Source organism: Okeania sp. SIO2C2 (assembly GCF_010692625.1).
Taxonomy (GTDB): Bacteria; Cyanobacteriota; Cyanobacteriia; order Cyanobacteriales; family Microcoleaceae; genus Okeania; species Okeania hirsuta.
In genome coordinates this window covers 1-18,481 of record NZ_JAAHGM010000097.1, presented here as the reverse complement: position 1 = coordinate 18,481, position 18,481 = coordinate 1, and the positions used below count along the sequence as shown (strand labels likewise).

Annotated in this window: 12 protein-coding genes and 1 pseudogene; 7 read left to right on the top strand and 6 right to left on the bottom strand. The window is 38.1% G+C overall.

Features of this window, described 5'->3' with window-relative positions:
- Positions 1-413: 413 nt before the first annotated feature.
- The 4 genes from F6K18_RS33905 to F6K18_RS33890 all read left to right on the top strand — a co-directional run bounded on the left by F6K18_RS33905 (position 414) and on the right by F6K18_RS33890 (position 7,912).
- Positions 414-3,137 (top strand): peptidase domain-containing ABC transporter, encoded by a 2,724-nt coding sequence (locus tag F6K18_RS33905; protein WP_287527485.1) that lies wholly within the window; start codon positions 414-416, stop codon positions 3,135-3,137.
- A gap of 118 nt (positions 3,138-3,255) precedes the next feature.
- Positions 3,256-3,651 carry a hypothetical protein gene (locus tag F6K18_RS33900; RefSeq protein WP_287527484.1) on the top strand — a complete coding sequence of 132 codons (396 nt, stop codon included), beginning with the start codon at positions 3,256-3,258 and terminating at the stop codon, positions 3,649-3,651.
- A 248-nt stretch (positions 3,652-3,899) separates the two neighbouring features.
- Positions 3,900-5,798 carry an HlyD family efflux transporter periplasmic adaptor subunit gene (locus F6K18_RS33895; protein WP_287527482.1) on the top strand — a complete coding sequence of 633 codons (1,899 nt, stop codon included), beginning with the start codon at positions 3,900-3,902 and terminating at the stop codon, positions 5,796-5,798.
- Positions 5,799-7,150: 1,352 nt separating this feature from the next.
- Positions 7,151-7,912 carry a peptidylprolyl isomerase gene (locus F6K18_RS33890; RefSeq protein WP_287527480.1) on the top strand — a complete coding sequence of 254 codons (762 nt, stop codon included), beginning with the start codon at positions 7,151-7,153 and terminating at the stop codon, positions 7,910-7,912.
- A gap of 393 nt (positions 7,913-8,305) precedes the next feature.
- On the opposite strand, the gene F6K18_RS33885 is transcribed toward F6K18_RS33890, so the two are convergent.
- From F6K18_RS33885 to F6K18_RS33875, 4 genes and pseudogenes are all read right to left on the bottom strand, one after another.
- Positions 8,306-8,521, bottom strand: coding sequence for a hypothetical protein (locus tag F6K18_RS33885; RefSeq protein ID WP_287527477.1), 216 nt, complete (start codon positions 8,519-8,521; stop codon positions 8,306-8,308).
- Positions 8,522-9,847: 1,326 nt separating this feature from the next.
- A complete protein-coding gene (locus F6K18_RS33880) occupies positions 9,848-10,924 on the bottom strand; it encodes a calcium-binding protein (protein WP_287527474.1) in 1,077 nt (358 codons plus the stop codon).
- A 60-nt stretch (positions 10,925-10,984) separates the two neighbouring features.
- Positions 10,985-11,170, bottom strand: a pseudogene (locus F6K18_RS37105) (hypothetical protein); the annotation flags it as partial.
- Between the two features lie 20 nt (positions 11,171-11,190).
- On the bottom strand, positions 11,191-11,745 hold the full coding sequence (locus F6K18_RS33875; RefSeq protein WP_287527471.1) for a hypothetical protein: 555 nt from the start codon (positions 11,743-11,745) through the stop codon (positions 11,191-11,193).
- Between the two features lie 733 nt (positions 11,746-12,478).
- On the opposite strand from F6K18_RS33875, the gene F6K18_RS33865 reads away from it, so the two are divergent.
- A complete protein-coding gene (locus F6K18_RS33865; RefSeq protein WP_287527469.1) occupies positions 12,479-13,546 on the top strand; it encodes an RNA-guided endonuclease TnpB family protein in 1,068 nt (355 codons plus the stop codon).
- Between the two features lie 126 nt (positions 13,547-13,672).
- Here F6K18_RS33865 and F6K18_RS33860 read toward each other — a convergent pair whose 3' ends face one another.
- Positions 13,673-14,593 (bottom strand): aminoglycoside phosphotransferase family protein, encoded by a 921-nt coding sequence (locus tag F6K18_RS33860; RefSeq protein WP_287527467.1) that lies wholly within the window; start codon positions 14,591-14,593, stop codon positions 13,673-13,675.
- Positions 14,594-15,094: 501 nt separating this feature from the next.
- Complete coding sequence (locus F6K18_RS33855; protein ID WP_287527465.1) at positions 15,095-16,441, bottom strand: cytosine deaminase; 1,347 nt, start codon at positions 16,439-16,441, stop codon at positions 15,095-15,097.
- Between the two features lie 397 nt (positions 16,442-16,838).
- On the opposite strand from F6K18_RS33855, the gene F6K18_RS33850 reads away from it, so the two are divergent.
- Both F6K18_RS33850 and F6K18_RS33845 read left to right on the top strand, forming a co-directional pair.
- A complete protein-coding gene (locus F6K18_RS33850) occupies positions 16,839-17,048 on the top strand; it encodes a hypothetical protein (RefSeq protein ID WP_287527463.1) in 210 nt (69 codons plus the stop codon).
- A gap of 237 nt (positions 17,049-17,285) precedes the next feature.
- On the top strand, positions 17,286-18,044 hold the full coding sequence (locus F6K18_RS33845; RefSeq protein WP_287527461.1) for a DUF561 domain-containing protein: 759 nt from the start codon (positions 17,286-17,288) through the stop codon (positions 18,042-18,044).
- Positions 18,045-18,481 lie beyond the last annotated feature (437 nt).

Sequence of the window (18,481 nt, the reverse complement as noted above, 5' to 3'; positions counted from 1 at the left end):
AAAATAACTAAAAGTTGGCATCCCCGTCGGCGATCACTCTCAATTATTTCTATTTTTCAGTGATTAAATTCACTGGAGACAGAGGAACATTGCCAGATATGATTAGCGTAATTATTACACTAACTATTTTGCTTTTTGTCCAAAGTCCAATCTCTTTTTTTTATCCCCTTAAAACAGGAGATTTGAGACCAAAATTTTTCGGTCAAAAAAAATGCTCCTACTGATTGCTGACTGCTTCTTTAACAGCTAAACAGCTAATTATGGCTTTGTTGCACAAATATCCTGGAACCTTTGCATTACAGTACTTTGGCATTAATCATATTTATTGATAAATCCTTATTTCATAATGCTTCTAGCACTTTCATGCAACAAAGCCGCTAATTAGTAAATATTTAGTAAATAAAATTTGAGTTATGGTTCAAAATGCATCTACCCCTGCATTGACTCAGGGGCAACTCTCTGATGTCTTGGGATATCAACTTTCACAAAAAGAAATAGAAAATTGCCTTAAAACTACAGAACATTTGACACCAAAAGTTGGTCAATTTTGGCAAGCAGCAGATGCTCAAGCAGGCATATATATTGTAACTGCAGGCAAAGTTAGGCTATTAGATAGTCAGGGTGAATTAATTACTACCCTCAATGCAGGAGCTTCATTTGGCGAATCTACTCTATTTCCTAATCATTCCTTTCAACCCTACTCTGCAAGAGCATCAGTAAACCTCAAACTTTCCTATATTCCTGGAGAAACTCTTCTTCCACTAATTCAAAAACACCCTGAAATCCGAGAACATCTTCATCAAGTTGCTCTCAAACTCGATTCTCTACAGAAAAAAGGTGAGCCAGAAATTGCCCATTCCTCTGATGAAAATCTGCCAGAAGTGAACATAACTGAATATAGGCAACCAGAGGTAAAACCACAAAAAACCATAAACAAAGCTTATTTCCCTAGTCCTACCCAACAAGTAGGTCATCTCTGGCAACGCATCACCAAACGCTATCCCTTCTTTGCCCAACAAAGCGGTTCTGACTGTGGTGCCGCTTGTTTAGTTATGGTCGCTCGTTACTGGGGCAAAAATTTCAGCGTCAATCGCGTGCGGGACATTGCCAACGTAGACCGTAACGGTGCTTCACTCAGAGGATTATCTGCAGCAGCAGAAAGTATCGGATATTCCACCAGACCAGTAAAAGCAAGTCTTGACCAACTAGCTAAACAAAAATTACCAGCGATCGCTCACTGGGAAGGCAAACATTATGTAGTAGTCTATGAAATAACGCCCAAACAGGTCATCATTGCTGACCCCGCTATTGGTCAACGCCATCTCACTTACCCAGAATTTAAAGCCTGTTGGACTGGTTACACCCTACTCCTACAACCCACTGCTTTAATCAAACAACTCAAAAATTCTACTACTCCTTTCTGGCAATTCTTTGAATTGGTAAGTCCTCATGGACAAGTGTTGCTGGAAGTATTTATCACTTCTCTACTAATTCAAATATTTGGATTAATTACACCTCTATTTACCCAACTACTACTAGACCGGGTAGTTGTTCAAGGTAGCACTCTAACTCTAACCGGAGTGGGATTGGGTTTAGTCATCTTTGGTTTATTCAGGGTGGCAATGACTGGTTTACGACAATATCTGCTCGACCACACAGCTAATAAAGTCCATTTGGCAATGATTGTGGGGTTTATTCGTCACACATTCCGACTACCCATGAGTTTTTTCGAGTCTCGTTATGTGGGGGATATTATTGCTCGGGTTCAAGAAAATCGGAAAATTGAGAATTTCCTCACTGGGGAAGCACTTTCTATTGTGTTGGATTTGCTGACAGTTTTCATTTATTTAGGATTAATGTTCTGGTATAGTTGGAAAATGGCTTTACTAGCATTAGTTATTGTGCCACCGTTTTTTTTATTAGCACTTATTGCCACACCTTTCCTACAAAAAATCTCTAGAGAAATATTTGGAGCTCTATCTGAAGAAAGTAGTTATCTGATTCAATCTCTGACTGGTGTAAGTACTGTCAAGTCTCTAGCAGTTGAGCAAACAGTACGCTGGCGATGGGAGGAATTTCTGAATAAGTCAATTAGAAAAAACTTTTCTGGACAGGTGATTAGCAACCGACTGCAAATATTCAGTTTAACTATTGAATCGTTGGTAACGACGGGTTTACTCTGGTTTGGAGCATGGTTGGTGATTCAAGGGGAGTTAACTATTGGGCAGTTGGTGGCTTTTAATATGTTGATTGGCACTGTGATTAGTCCTTTTCAGCGACTGACGGTTTTGTGGAATCAGTTACAGGAGGTAATTATTGCGGTGGAGCGGATCAATGATGTAATTGATACTGAACCAGAGGAAGATTTACAATCAGAAGGGCGTCAGTATTTGGTAGAGTTACGGGGTAATATTATTTTTGATAATGTGACTTTCCGTTACCACCCAGAAAGCGATATTAATGTTTTGGAAAATTTGAGTTTTGAGCTGAAAGCGGGACAAACGGTGGCTTTAGTGGGGCGATCTGGGTCTGGGAAAACAACGATTTCTAAGTTGGTTTTGGGGTTGTATCCGCCTACTGATGGGAAAATTTTGATTGATGGTTATGATATAACGGCGATTTCGTTGCCATCTCTGCGGGATAAAGTAGGTGTGGTTGACCAGGATACTTTTTTATTTGGTGGCACTATTCGGGAAAATCTGACTATTGCTCATCCCTCTGCAACTCTTGAGGATATTGTAGGAGCAGCAAAGTTAGCTGGTGCTGATGAATTTATTCAAAGGTTGCCGATGGGTTATGAAACTCAGATTGGTGAAGGTGGGGGTTTGTTGTCTGGTGGTCAACGGCAAAGATTAGCGATCGCTCGTGCTTTGTTGGGAAATCCTCGTTTGTTGGTTTTTGATGAGGCGACTTCTCATCTAGATGTTGAGTCGGAGCGAATTATTCAGACAAATTTGAATAGTATTCTCCAGGGTCGCACTACGTTAATTATTGCTCACCGTTTATCTACTGTGAGAAAAGCTGATGTAATTTTGGTGTTGGATAGGGGGGTGTTAATTGAGCAGGGAAATCATGAAGAATTGATGGCGAAACGGGGACATTATTATTATTTGAATCGCCAACAATTGGAAAGTTAAAATTTCAAATTCAAAAGTCAAAATTCAAAAGTCAAAAGTAAGATGTTAGGGTTTCAAATGAAAAGTCAAAAGTAGTAGGTTGGGTTAAGCGATAGCGCAACCCAACAACCGTAAGTATTTGTTGGATTTTGTTCCTGATGTATCTGTTGGGTTTGGGTTCCTCAACCCAACCTACAAAGGACAAAATGTATATGTTGGGTTTCGTTCCTCAACCCAACTACAAAGGGCAAAATGTATCTGTTGGGTTTCGTTCCTCAACCCAACCGACAAAGGGCAAAATGTATCTGTTGGGTTTGGGTTCCTCAGCCCAACCGACAAAGGGCAAAATGTATCTGTTGGGTTTGGGTTCCTCAACCCAACCGACAAAGTCCCCTCCTATTCCCTATATTTAACAAAAAACACAATTATTAGGAAAATTATGCCACAACAATTCAACGTAACTGCAGAATCAAACGGTCATAAACCTTTAGAGACTAACTTAATAAAACTAGAAAAAAGTAGTAGGTTGGGTTAAGCGATAGCGCAACCCAACAACCTTCATTAATTGATAATGGATAATTGATAATTACCTCGCCATTAAACCGTTCTTGATTAAATATAAGGAAATATTATTTCTTTTTTTTTCCTATCCAAGGGGAGGCTTCAAGGCGCGAATTATTTAATTATTAATTATTAATTATTCGGTAAGTGTGTGTTGGGTTTCGGTTCCTCAACCCAACCTACAAAGTTCTAACAACTGATAACTAATAACTGATAAAAATCATGCCACAACAATTCAATTTAACAGTAGAGTCAAACAGTCATAAATCTTTAGACACTGACTTAGTAAAACTAGAAAAAAGTTTAAATAACTCCAAAATTTCCGAGCCAGAAGTGACCAAATTAGATACAAATAAATCTGTTGATGATTGGTCTTTTGCTACTAAAGAATTATTAGATGCTTTACCCCAACGTTGGACGCGAGGATTACTATATCTTTTAATCATATTTGTAGCGATCGCTCTTCCTTGGGGAATGTTTTCTCAAGTAGATGAAACTGGTACTGCTAGAGGGCGTTTAGAACCTCAAGGTGGTACTCTTAAGCAAGAGTTAAATTTAACTTTTACGGCTGCAACAGTATATACACAAACGGCAAAAGTTGAGAAAGTTTATGTTAAAGAAGGAGACAAAATTGAAGCTGGAGATATTTTAATAGAATTAGAATCTCGCCCGATTCGCGACCGACTTGCTCAACTGAATATTCAACTGCAAAGTCAACAAAATAGACTCAGTAAAATTGAACAACAAAAAAGTCAATTAGAAATCGAACTTCGTACCCAAGAACGACAAAATAAATCCCAAAAATTAGAAAAATTAGCTCAGGTAGAGCAAGTACGACGCAATTTTCAATCTCTGAATACCACCTACAATTTACAAAAAGAAGAAAAACTAGCACAAGTTCATCAAGCAGAACAAAATCTCGAAGCTGCTAGGAGAATATTAAATTTACAAAGGGAAGAAAAGCTAGCTCAAGTTCATCAAGCAGAACAAAATCTCGAAGCTGCTAGGAGAATATTAAATTTACAAAGGGAAGAAAAATTAGCTCAAGTTAATCAAGTAAAACAGCAGTTAGATGATAGTAATACTGCTTATAAATTATCAGAAATTCGCTGGCAAAAATCTCTCAGAGAGGTTGAACGTTATCGTAATCTTTGGGAGGAGGGTGCAGTTACAGAAATTCAGGTAGTTGAAAAGGAGGATATAGCAGAAGAAAGACAAAGAATATGGGAGCAAAGTCAAGCAGATCGGGAACAAGCAAAACTAAGAATAGAAGAGCAAGAGGGTAGTTACGACCGGGTTATTCATCAAGCAGAAGCAGATATTGAGCAAGCTGAGTTACGTTTAGCAGAGCAAAAAGGTAGTTATGAAAGAATTATTAATCAAGCAGACGCTGATATTAAACAAGCTGAATTACGTTTAACAGAACAAAAGAGTAGTTATGAAAGAACAATTAATCAAGCAAAAGCAGATATTGAGCAAGCTGAGTTACGTTTAACAGAACAAGAAAATAGTTCTCAAACTATTACTCATTCTGGGGAGATTGCAATTTCAAAAATTAAAGAGCAGCTCAAGAATATGGATAGTCAAATTATTAGTATTCAAGCTGAAATTGCTCAGACAAAAAAAGATATTGATTCTTTAAATTTTGAGTTGGAGCAACGAGTAGTTAGGGCGCAACAGGGAGGTACTATTTTTAATTTGCCCATTGAAGGAGTGGGAGATGTTGTGCAACAAGGAGAAATGATTGTGGAAGTATCACCACAAGGTAAAAATATTTTTTTGAAGGCAGAAATGGCAACTTCAGAAAGTGGTTCTTTAAAGAAAGGAATGGAGGTGAAAATGAAATTTGATGCTTATCCTTTTCAGGATTATGGTGTAGTAGAGGGAACTTTAAAAAACATTTCTCCTACTTCAAAAATGCAGGAAACTGCTGAGGGGAATATAGCGATTTATGAGTTGGAAATTGAGTTGGATGAGACTTGTATTCCTGCGGCTAATGAGTGTATTGCTTTGCGTCCTGGAGATACAGCAACAGCAGAGGTTGTTGTGCGTCAGCGTCGTCTGATTGATTTTATTCTTGACCCGTTTAAGAAGTTACAAAAAGGAGGTTTAGAGTTGTAGAAATAATTAATAATTGACAATTAATTAGGGGTTTAACGAGGTCAGAAGTCAGAAGTTAACCCACCCCTCACCCAACCCACCCCCGCCCCTCCCAGGAGGGGAAGTACGGGGATTTAAGCCCCGCTCCAAAAATATTTCGCCTTAAAAGGCGGGGTTTTAGACCCATGTTATTTTGATCAGAATTGGAAATTGTCACTATAGCAATTCCCAAAAAGCGTGAGGTACAAAATTCCTTGGTTTTAGGGAACACTTAACACTTAACACTTAACAGGGAATAGGGAATAGGGAGTAGTAATTCTGGTTCCTTAGGAATAGATAAAGAAGAAAAAAAATTGTACCTCATTAGCTTGGGAAACGCTATATTCGTCTGTCAAGATTTAATTTTTCACCAGTGGGAGAATCCTGTTTCCTTCCGTGAATATCCTGCTCCCTGGGGCGAAAATTCTGTTTCTTTGGGTGAGCTAGATGCTCAGATTACACATTATTAAAAGTCGTCTTTGAGATGACTTGAGCTATTAGCCAAGGATTTTAATTCTTAGCGGGTTATCGGGTCATTTCAGTTATCAGTTAGCCTCCTATCGGAGGAACTGCGTTAACAGTTATCAGTTATCAGTACCTCCATGGAATAGGGAGGCTTGAAATACTGAATTTTACTTTTTTAATCCCCTTGAAAGGGTCGGCTTGAGACCCTCTTTTTTGGTCATCAGTTTGATAACTGGTTGGCTAGTCATGGTCATCAGTCACCCCCTAAGAAATGAATTTCTTGGCTAATAGCAAAAGCCATCTAAAGATGACTCTTAATACTCATTTGTTTTGATTAATTAATAGGAGAAAAACCATGTCACAATCTATGACTACATCAGTTATCAGTACCTCCATGGAATAGGGAGGCTTGAAATACTGAAGTTGACTTTTTTAATCCCCTGGAAAGGGTCGGCTTGAGACTCTCTTTTTTGGTCATCAGTTTGATAACTGGTTGGCTAGTAATGGTCATCAGTCACCCCCTAAGAAATGAATTTCTTGGCTAATAGCAAAAGTCATCTAAAGATGACTCTTAATACTCATTTGTTTTGATTAATTAATAGGAGAAAAACCATGTCACAATCTATGACTACATCAGTTATCAGTACCTCCATGGAATAGGGAGGCTTGAAATACTGAAGTTGACTTTTTTAATCCCCTGGAAAGGGTCGGCTTGAGACTCTCTTTTTTGGTCATCAGTTTGATAACTGGTTGGCTAGTAATGGTCATCAGTCACCCCCTAAGAAATGAATTTCTTGGCTAATAGCAAAAGTCATCTTTAGATGACTCTTAATACTCATTTGTTTTGATTAATTAATAGGAGAAAAACCATGTCACAATCTATGACTATTACTGCTGAAGATATTCTCAACCAAGTCAAGCTATCTTTAAAAACCTCTGAGCTTACAGAAGGAATTATTACTCGCAAGATTATTATGGATGCGGCTCAGGAAGCAGGTATAAAAGTAGAGACTGAAGAACTTCAGAAAGCAGCAGATATTATGAGGTTTGTCAATAAACTTCATAGTGCCCAAGAAACTTTTGCTTGGTTGGAAAAAAATTGTTTGTCTGTAGATGATTTAGAAGAAGTTGCCTATATAAGTATTGCTTCTGAAAAATTGGTTGCTCATCTGTTTGCAGATAAGGTTGAGCCATATTTTTATGAAAATCAATTGAATTATGCTGGTTTGGTGATGTATGAGGTGGTTTTGGATGATCAAGATTTAGCGATGGAATTATTCTATGCTATTCAGGAAGGGGAAACAAGTTTCTATGATGTTGCCCATCAATATATCGAGGATATAGAGTTACGTCGTCAGGGGGGATATCGAGGAGTATTGTCTCGTAAGGATTTGAAACCAGAGATTTCTGCTGCTGTTTTTGCGGCTCAACCTCCCCAGATGATTAAACCTATTGTGAGTTCTAAGGGAGTGCATTTGATTTTTGTGGAGGAGATTATTTCAGCAGAGTTAGATAATAAGTTGCGTTTTCAGATTTGTTCAGAGTTGTTTGGTGAGTGGGTTAAGAAGCAAGTTGAGTCAGTTGAAGTTGTGACGAGTCTAGAATCAAATAGTAAAGCTATTTCCCCATAGCTTTAAATGGGTTGGGGGTGGCAATCGCTCTGATATTATCGCCTCCCAACACCCCTACTTCCCTACTTCCAACTCCTGAGTCAAACCAAAGTCAACAGCAAAATATCACTCAGTCGAACATTAATTTTGTGACTGGGTGATATCTTTTTATAGAAGCTCGAACCGTATCTCTGCAAAGGTGAGGATTTTTAGGCAAGTCCTCAGTCTTCAGGAGATTGAGAAATAAGATAGGGGAAAAAGAGTAGAAAAATACCTCCCTCTCCCCACACTTCCCACCCTCTCCGTCTACATTCTCAATAGAACTCCTTCAGGGGTTCTATTGTGTAGGTTAGGCTGAGTGCAATTCCTGAGGTCAAAGAAGCAAAGATGCAACATGACCCTTTAAGCAAAAGCTTAATGATGACAGATGCACTCGATCCAATTCTGTACATTCTCTGCAGCTTGATGGAATCCATCTCCAATTTTCTCTAAATACTTGCCAGGGTACCAGCAACCACTACCTAATGTATTCGCCATTTCTCCCTCAGTCAAATCATTGAGGTAGCTTTCAGAATCTAAGAATAAGTCAGCACCAGCAGGATTTAAGTCAGAGATGTTAATCTTAGCCATTTTTCAGTTGCTCCTTAATAAAATTAGTAGATCAATTTTGTTGATTGGGAATCAGACTTGGTTTTGTCTCTTTCCATTTATATTATTGCCTGACTTTTCTGTAATTGCAAGGGTTTGAACAACTTAAAACTGCATCTAACTAACACAATTATGTCTCGAATTTTCGAGAAATAATCATCTATATTCAGTAAAATTTAGCTCAAAGTCAGTTAATTCAATTTCAACAGATAATTATTGAAGAAATAACTCGCACAATTATGTCTTTTTTGATTTGATGATGGTATCGAACTGCAATAAACGTCCAAAAAAAAACAGCCCCATAACCGAGCTGGAGCTGAACTGAAAAATTATTATTGAAAATAGTGTAGGTTGGGTTGACAAAGGAAACCCAACATATATTAGGTTGTTGTTGGGTTCGCGATCGCTTAACCCAACCTACAGAGACTAATATTGCCAGGGTTTGAACAACTTAAAACTGCATCTAACTAACACAATTATGTCTCAATTTTTCGATAAATAATCATCTATATTGAGTAAAAAATAGCTCAAAGTCACTTAATTCAATTTCAACAGATAATTATTGAAGAAATAACTAATACAATTATGTCTTTTTTGATTTTCCTCTAGTATTGAACTGCAATAAAAGTAAGTGCAAAAAAAACAGCCCCATTAGATTATGGGACTGAACTGAAAAATTATTATTTGAATTATGACTTCTAAGGGAGTGGATTTAATTTTTGTGGAGGACATTATTCCAGCAGAGTTAGATAATAATGTAGAATCAAATAGTCAAGCTATTTCCCCATAGCTTGAATGGGTTGGGGGAGGCGATCGCGATCGATATTACCTCTCCCCAACACCGTTGCTTCCAACTACTGAGTCAAAGGGGGGTCAACTGCAAAATATCACCCAGTCGAACATTAATTTTGTGACTGGGTGATATTTTTTTATAGAAGCTCGAACCGTATCTCTGCAAAGATAAGGGTTTTTAGCCAAGTCCTCAGGAGATTGAGAAATAAGATAGGGGAAAAAGAGTAGAAAAATACCCCCCTTTCCCCACACTTCCCACCCTCTCCGTCTACATTCTCAATAGAACCTCTTCACAGGACTACCCCTTTTACAAACAGTCTCTTATCAAATGCCCTACAATACTAACATTGACCTCCCACTTTCCCCGGTTTCTTGTTACTCCTCTTCAAGCGGATTTGATATAACAATCAAATTATCTCTTGGGAACAAAAAACAATTTATTATAGTTATCAAACTATTTTTAGTCAATTATGGAATAGGGAGTTCTATCGCTAATTTCCGGAGATGACATAAAGACTATACAAAAGAGAAATCAGAGCTTTCCAAGTCCATACCTGTAACCCCATCAACAACTGCAATTAGTTCACTACCACTGTTGGTATAGATAGCTGTTCCAGCAGGTAAACCAGAAACATTTTCCTGCAAAGTATAGTCAAGACTATTACCATACAGTTGAATCTGATCGCCTCCAGCACTATTAAAAGTACCGATAAGAGCGTAATCTGCTGTACCATTATCATCATAGTAAACCTGACCATCACCTAAGATAAATAGATCGGTACCAGCACCCCCTTCCAAAGTATCTATCTCATTATTCCCGGGTTGAGCAGCAGTTGGATCGACTCCTGTCAGGGTATCATTACCATTATCACCATCAATAATATCATCACCACCACCACCGTTGAGTTGGTCATGATCATTTCCACCTAGAATGGTATCATTACCACTACCGCCAGTGATGTTATCCCTACTAGCCCCACCACTTAGGAAATCATCACCTTCTCCACCATCAATAATATCAGCACCTCTACTACCTTCGGCATAGTCATCGCCAGCACCACCATTGAGAATGTCGTTACCACGTTCCCCTCGTAAAGTGTCATCACCAGCATCACCATTGAGTTCGTCATGACCAGTACCACCTTCGAGGATATCACTACCGCTACCGCCGTTAAGTAGATCGTTACCAGTCGATCCAGTCAGAGAGTCATTACCGAGTTCACCATTGATAACATCGTTACCTTCTCCACCATCAATACTATCATTACCGCTGCTTCCAGTTAGAGTTTTATTGCCTCCGTCAACTAAAGAGAACTGACTTGTATCACTCAAACTCATACCTGTAACTCCATCAACAACTGCAATTAGTTCACTACCACTGTTGCTATAGATAGCTGTTCCAGCAGGTAATCCAGAAACATTTTCCTGCAAAGTATAGTCTGTATAGTCACCAGCAATTCCAAATAGTTGAATCCTATCACCTTCAGCACTATTAAAGGTACCGAGCAGAGCGTAATCTGCTGTACCATTATCATTATAGTAAACCTCACTATTACCTAAGATAAATAGATCCGCACCAGCACCGCCAAGCAAAGTATCTATCTCCCTATTATTTGGTCTAGGAGGAGCAGTTGTCTGGAGTCCTGTCAGGGTATCATCACCATCACCACCTTGAAGAATGTCGTTACCATTACCACCATCAATAATATCATCATCACCACCACCGTTGAGTTGGTCATGATCACTTCCACCTAGAATGGTATCATTACCACTACCGCCAGTGATGTTATCCCTACTATTCCCACCATCGAGGAAATCATCACCATCACCACCATCAATAATATCATCACCTCTATTATCTACGACATAGTCATTCCCTGCACCACCATTGAGAATGCGGAAACACTTGGCTCCTGAGTAGGTAAGTTGTCACTGACTACATCTTGTTCGACGTTTTCGGATGCGGTATCATCTGCAACAAACTGAATATCGCGGTTAACATCAAAGCTCTGTAACTCATCAAAGTTTGCTAAAGTGGCAATTTGCTGAGAACCAAACGATAAAGCACCATTGGTTTGGTCATCTGTTACGGTGATACTCGCGTCGTTAATCGTAATATCGAACCCGTCAATGTTTCCTTGATAGGAAACGAGATCCAGACCATCCCCACCATCAATATTGGTTCGGTCTCCTTTGATACCAAAGTTTTCTGGTAAATTCAACTTGCTAAAAGTACCATTCTCATTCGAGAAAAAGATGTTCGCCGTATTCTTATTATCATCATCAAATTTTCCCTTTTCTTGACGGAGGAAATCATCTAACCCATCCCCGTTAAAATCCCCAATATATAAATTGGTTAGGTCTCCTTTGATATCAAAGTTTTCTGGTAAGTTGTTAACTGATGCTTGCACCATAAGACTGAATCTTGAACTCTGAAGTTTCATTTTATATTATTGCCTGACTTTTCTGTAATTGCAAGGGTTTGAACAACTTAAAACTGCATCTAACTAACACAATTATGTCTCGAATTTTCGAGAAATAATCGTTAATTTTGAGTAAAATTTAACTAAAAACCAGTTAATTCAATTTCAACAGATAATTATTGAAGAAATAACTCGCACAATTATGTCTTTTTTGATTTTCCTCTAGTATCGAACTCCAATAAAAGTCCAAAAAAAACAGCCCCATTAGATTATGGGACTGAATTGATATTTGATTCATTTATTGTCCAATAGTAAGATTTATTCGACTGGACAGTTAAGTTCGGCGATCGCCTGCGACAGAACATCTGTTACCCTTAGCGATCGCTCATTCTAAATAGGTTGATATTTGATTCATCTATTGGACAATAGTAATGAGATAGGAAATACAGTTAAAGAAAGCGATCGCCTTCGACTACAAAAACCAACTATGAAAATCAATTAAATTATGCTGGTTTGGTGATGTATGAGGTGGTTTTGGATGATCAAGATTTAGCGATGGAATTATTCTATGCTGTTGAGGAAGGGCTAACTACTGAAGCCCAATAATTGGACAAAGTTAGACAAATATTAATAAATATTGAAGAAATGCTGATTATCTGCTATCATACATATAAAATTATCCTATCATAATCAAAGACTTTGATTTCATGGCTTACCAGTTCAAATGCAATCAATCAAGACCAAGTTAAAAGTTAACAATTACCAAAAAACAATACTTGCCAAACACGCAGGTGTGGCTCGTCATGCTTATAATTGGGGATTAACTACTTGTATTACTGAATATGAATTAAGGAAAAAACGACCTAGTGCAGTTACCTTACATAAACGTTTGGTGAGGGAAGTTAAAAGTCAAAATCCCTGGTATTATGAAGTATCAAAATGTTCACCTCAACAGGCATTAAGAGATTTAGACAGAGCATTTAAAAATTTTTTAACTATTCCCAAGCGCGGATTTCCTAAATTCAAGAAAAAAGGAAAAAAAGATAGTTTCTATTTAGAAGGAAGTATCAAAATTATTCAAGGAAACTATATAAAACTACCAAGAATAGGAATAGTAAAAACTTATGAAATCTTACCATCTGTACCAGTAAAAAATGTGAGAATATCCAAACGCGCAGGTGATTGGTACATTAGTTTTAAATATGATGATCAACCCAACCCTACTACAAAAGAACGAGATATTATCGGTGTGGATGTAGGTATAAATGCTCTAGCAACTTGTAGTGATGGAAGCCAATTTGCTAACGTTAAAGCCTATAAGCAAGCCAAAAAGAGACTAACTCGTTATCAGCGCCGTGTTAACAAAAAAGATCCTGGTTCCAAAAACAGAAGGAAAGCAGTAAAAAAACTAGCCAAGGCGCACAAAAAAGTAGCTGATATCAGGGCGGACACACTACATAAACTCACAACATGGTTAGCTCAAAACCACAGCACCATAGTGATAGAAGATTTAAACGTGAGTGGAATGCTCAAAAATCATAAATTGGCAAGTGCAATAGCAGATTGTGGTTTTTATGAGTTTAAGCGTCAGCTTACATACAAATGTGAGTGGTATGGCAGTAAATTAACGATCGCTGATAGATTTTATCCAAGTTCTCAAATATGTTCTCACTGTGGGCAGAAACAGAAAATGCCACTGCATAAGAGAACTTACAAATGTGGCAACTGTGGATTCTCAGTAGACAGAGATTTTAATGCTGCTGTAAACTTGGAAAACTATGTGCATCAGTAGGTGGAGTTTCCGCCGATTTTAAGCCTGTGGAGAAGATAAGTTACAGACTGCGGTCAGTGGTCTTCTGTGAAACAGGAAGCTAGCTCCAAAGCTCATGCAATCATCCATGGGTAAGTTTGGGTAAGTTTAGTAGAACGGTTGAAGTAATTCTAGGGGTGTAGTGGCAAGTTTGAGAGATTCTTCAATGGAGAGAGAATTACTAATAACCAAACTACCTAACCACATTTGCAGATAGCTGCCGATCGCTGTTCCCAAATCAAAAGCAGGGTCTCCCCAACTAGACCTCTCCCAATCAATCAACCTTACAATATTCCCACTAGAATTTTCCCACTCTTGAGCAACGAGAATATTATTTAGTTTCAGATCATTATGAGTCAGACAAGTGGGAGATAAAGTCTCGCGAAGTTGAGCGATCGCTTGCCCTAAACTGTCATATCGTTGATAAAGAGCAAAAAATCTCAACCCATCTACAGGAGCGATACCAAAAATTTCTGGTCCTATCCTTTCGAGACTCTGCACTAAAAGTGGTGATACTTCAGGTTTAGCACGAACAACTTCACTAGCAAAGAACTCCCGATAATTTTCCTGATTCCAAGTATCGCGGTGAACGGTCGCCAAATAACTACCGATTTCAGCAGCAACTTTTGTAGGGAAGTTGTTTTCCTTGGAATAGAAATCACTTAAATCTCGATAACTATCCAGGTAAGTAGATACCATAATAGATTTCTCGGCGTCGTAGTGTAACAACTCTGGTAGAAAGAGACGCCAATGCTTAAGTTCGGGAAATGTCTGTAAAAATTTTTGGATTCGCCATTCCCCAAACAACTCACCAGCAGTTTTTCCTTGAGAATTATATTGTTCTTGTTTAACTAAAAGCTTTCGACCATCTGGCAAAGTCACTAATAAATTAAAATTTTTAGCAGTAATTCGCTCAATATTACTCTGAGATGTCTGCGAGGGATATTGCTCCGCTTCCTGTAGCGAATCGCATAAACCATTTTCTACTAAATAGTCATAGACATTTTGAGAGTTTAAGACAAACTTCATTTCAACTCGCCTCTAAATTTAATATATAAATTATTAGTTACTATCTAAATATTTAGAATGACAAAATTTTACTAGCTTGACAAGCATTTTAATCAAATAAAACAGACACAACTAACACAATTATGTCTTCAATAATTATCTGTTTAGATTTAATTAACTTCCTTTGAGCTAATTTTTACTTAAAATAGACCATTATTCCTCTAAAATTCGAGACATAATTGTGTTAATTAGATGAAGTTGAGCGATCGCTTGCCCCAAACTTTCATATCGTTGATATTGTTCAATTGCTTTGACTTCCTACTCTCATATAGAATCCGGTTAAATACTTATCATATCTACAGAAGGAAGGCACTTATGCAGAAAGGAAAGAATAAGCTGAGAAAATACAAAGTTTTTCATCAACTAATTATCCGGATTACATATCATAGATAGCTGATAGCTGATGCTTGAATGCTTACCTTTTTTTAGCTATTACTTAAATTGAAAATAATTGATAAATTACTACTCCGAAAATAAACTATCTAATTCACAATAATCCGGTAAAGTTGTATCAATAATTCGACCATTTCTCAAAACAACTCTATCATGTTGAGACCGTGATAAAAGTTCGCTCAAATTCCTACCTTTAAACAGAATTAAATCCGCAGGTAATCCAATTCCAATTCTGCCAATATTAGGTAAACCAATTAAATCCGCAGGAGTCTTAGTAACAGCACAAGGCCAATCCCCATAAGGCATATCTAAATGAGCAATTCTCACTGACATATTAAACACTTCCAAAACATCATGGTCGCCAAATCCAAAAAATGGGTCGCGACAATTATCACTCGCCACCGCAACAGAAATTCCCTGTTTTTTTAACTCATGTAATAAAGTAACTCCCCGCCATCTCGGAGTATAATTATCTTGCCTATTTTGGAGATAAAGATTACACATTGGCAGACTAACAATACTAATATTTGCTTCTTTAACTAATTTGAGAGTTGCTGTTACTTGTTCCGGAGTTTGTACCGCCAAACTACAACAATGTCCGCAGATAATTATTCCAGTAAATTGATGACTAATTGCCTTCTCAGCAACTTGATATAAAACCCTAGAATTAGGGTCTCCATTTTCATCAGTATGTAAGTCTAAATCTAATTGTCTTTCTTTCGCCAGACTAAATAACCTCTCCAATTGATTATCCAAGTCTGAATTCATCAATGGAAATGCTCCTAATATCCCACCAATATCAGCAATTTTATCAGCTAATGTTTCTCCAGCTTCAGTAAGATAATAATCCGCACTAACCAAAGAAACAGGTTGTAAAATTAATCTACCTTCCCACTCTTTTTGTAATGTTTGAAATACATCCAAACTAATATTTCCCTGTTCTGCAAAACATTCAAGATGAGCAAGATGAGTCCGAATAGCTTTTGTACCATGAGCATAACTGCATTTGAGACCAAATTCCATCCGACGATAAATATCTTCAGCATTCCAATATTCTTTAGCATCCTTAGCTTCCGCATCCAAAGCACCATCAAAACTACCATCTGAGTTAGGCGATCGCATCCAGATATGACCTTTATCTAGATGGGTGTGCATATCCACAAAACACGGCCAAACCTGGCCACCTTTGAGGTCTACTATAGGAATATTCTCAGTTTCCAGAGAGGGCAAATGTGTTGAGGAGTAGACGACTTGTATAATAACTCCTTCATTAATTTCGATATCCACCAGTGATAAACCCTCCCTAGTTTGACTAGGTATGTCGAAATCAGTTTCTAGAAGACATACAGGTATATGAGCATTTTTTAGCCAATAGTGAGAGCTATCATAAATTACAGAAAATTGTTGATTATTCATAATATCTAAATAATATAGCGCTAGGGATATAGGGAACAGGGAATAGCAAACTGTAAAAGGGTTTTAGGATTGAAAAATGTCCGCGCCCAATTCTTGTAGTGCTATATTTGATTTGTGCCAAATTAATTTAATCAGGACTTACGCAAAATAGGTAATTATACACCATTTGTAGGGGTTAACAGCCGTTAACCCCTACCAAGAGAGGTGTTTATGGGTAATATCATGTCCGGATAAGAGCGTGATCAAAAAACTTTCTCCTTATTCTTCCTTCTTCTTTCTTCCCTCCTGACTCCTGACTCCTGACTCCTGACTCCTCCGTAGTTATTTATTTATAACTGTTTAACCGGACATGATATAAGTCCTGTTAATACTGCACTTTGAGCTGGAAGTTGTAAATATGAGCACTCATTGCTATATAGCGAGGGCGCAATTCGGAGCTTTGCGGAGCGCAAATACCATTCGCCCCTACAGATGGCAGGGTCTATTTATTGTCACGCTTAGAAAAATTTATGGGGAGATGGGGGAATGGGGAGATGGGGAGATGGGGGGATGGGGAGATGGGGAGATGGGGAGGTGGGGAGATGGAGAGATTTGTATATTTGCATAATTTTTTGTATTTCTGATGAATATTCTCTGACGACAAAGAATTAGCCCTGCCTACAGATGGTGGCTTAAAAGTCAATTTGCGTAAGTCCTGTACTTAAAACTTTTGACTTAAAACTTTTGACTTTTGACTTAAAACTTTTGACTTTTGAAAACTTTTGGCTTTTAACTTGAGCGATAACTGCTATCTCCATGGCAAAATTAATGTTGAGAACAAGATCAGCAAAAGGATGAATCTAAAATGATGACTGAATCTAGATTACAAACTGCATTGAAAAATGGCCAAGCTCTAAAAATTATTAGTGGTTTGACTAACTTTGATACAAACAGAGTAGCAGCAACTGTCAAAGCTGCCACCCTTGGTGGTGCAACCTACGTTGATATTGCTGCCGATCCTAATTTAGTACGAATGGCGCGCAGTTTAACTAACTTGCCCATCTGTGTTTCTGCCATCGAACCTACCAGATTTTTGCCAGCAGTAGAAGCAGGAGCTAATTTGATTGAAATTGGTAACTACGATCCTTTCTACGCCAAAGGTATACGTTTTGAAGCGGAGGAAGTATTGGAGTTAACTCAACAAACTCGCGACCTGTTACCTAATATTACTCTTTCTGTAACTGTTCCCCATACTTTAGAACTAGACCGACAAGTACAACTAGCTACTGAGTTAGTAAAAGCTGGTGCTGATATTATTCAAACTGAGGGTGGTGCTAGTGCTAAACCTGTTCATCCTGGAACATTAGGGTTAATTGAAAAAGCTGCCCCTACTCTAGCAGCAGCTTATGAAATTTCTCGTGCTGTATCTGTACCTGTATTGTGTGCTTCCGGAATTTCTAATGTAACTGCTCCACTAGCTGTTGCTGCTGGTGCGGCCGGAGTTGGTGTGGGTTCTGCTATTAACCGCCTTAATGATGAAGTGGCAATGATAGCTGCGGTTCGTAGTTTGGTGGAAGCTTTGGCAAGCGTGCGTCATGTCAAAGTAGATGCAATGTCTGTTTAATTAGTTTTATTTTGTAGTGCGGGCATCTTGCCCGCTAAAGGTTTAGCTTGAAAATGTGGGTAAATTTTAGAAAATATAGACCTCTCCCCCCTTTCCAAGGGGGGTTGGGGGGGATCGTAGCGTTAGGTTTTATATCATGTCCGGATAATTAGTTATAAAAAAACTTTCTCCTTCAACTCCAGTTGTTCTTCTTCCTTCCCTCTTTTCTCCTGACTCCTGACTCCTGAGGACTGACTCCTCCGCAGTTATTTATTTATCACTGTTTAACCGGACATGATATTACTCACAATTTTAGTTTAGACGAGCTACTAGAGAGTTTCGACTTAGTTAACAATTTGCGCAATTTATCGACATAATACGATAGTTCTCACAGGCAAGTAGTAACGAGGGTGACGCTTTGTATCTTCTGCACTAATCCCTGCTTCAGCATTTCTGGG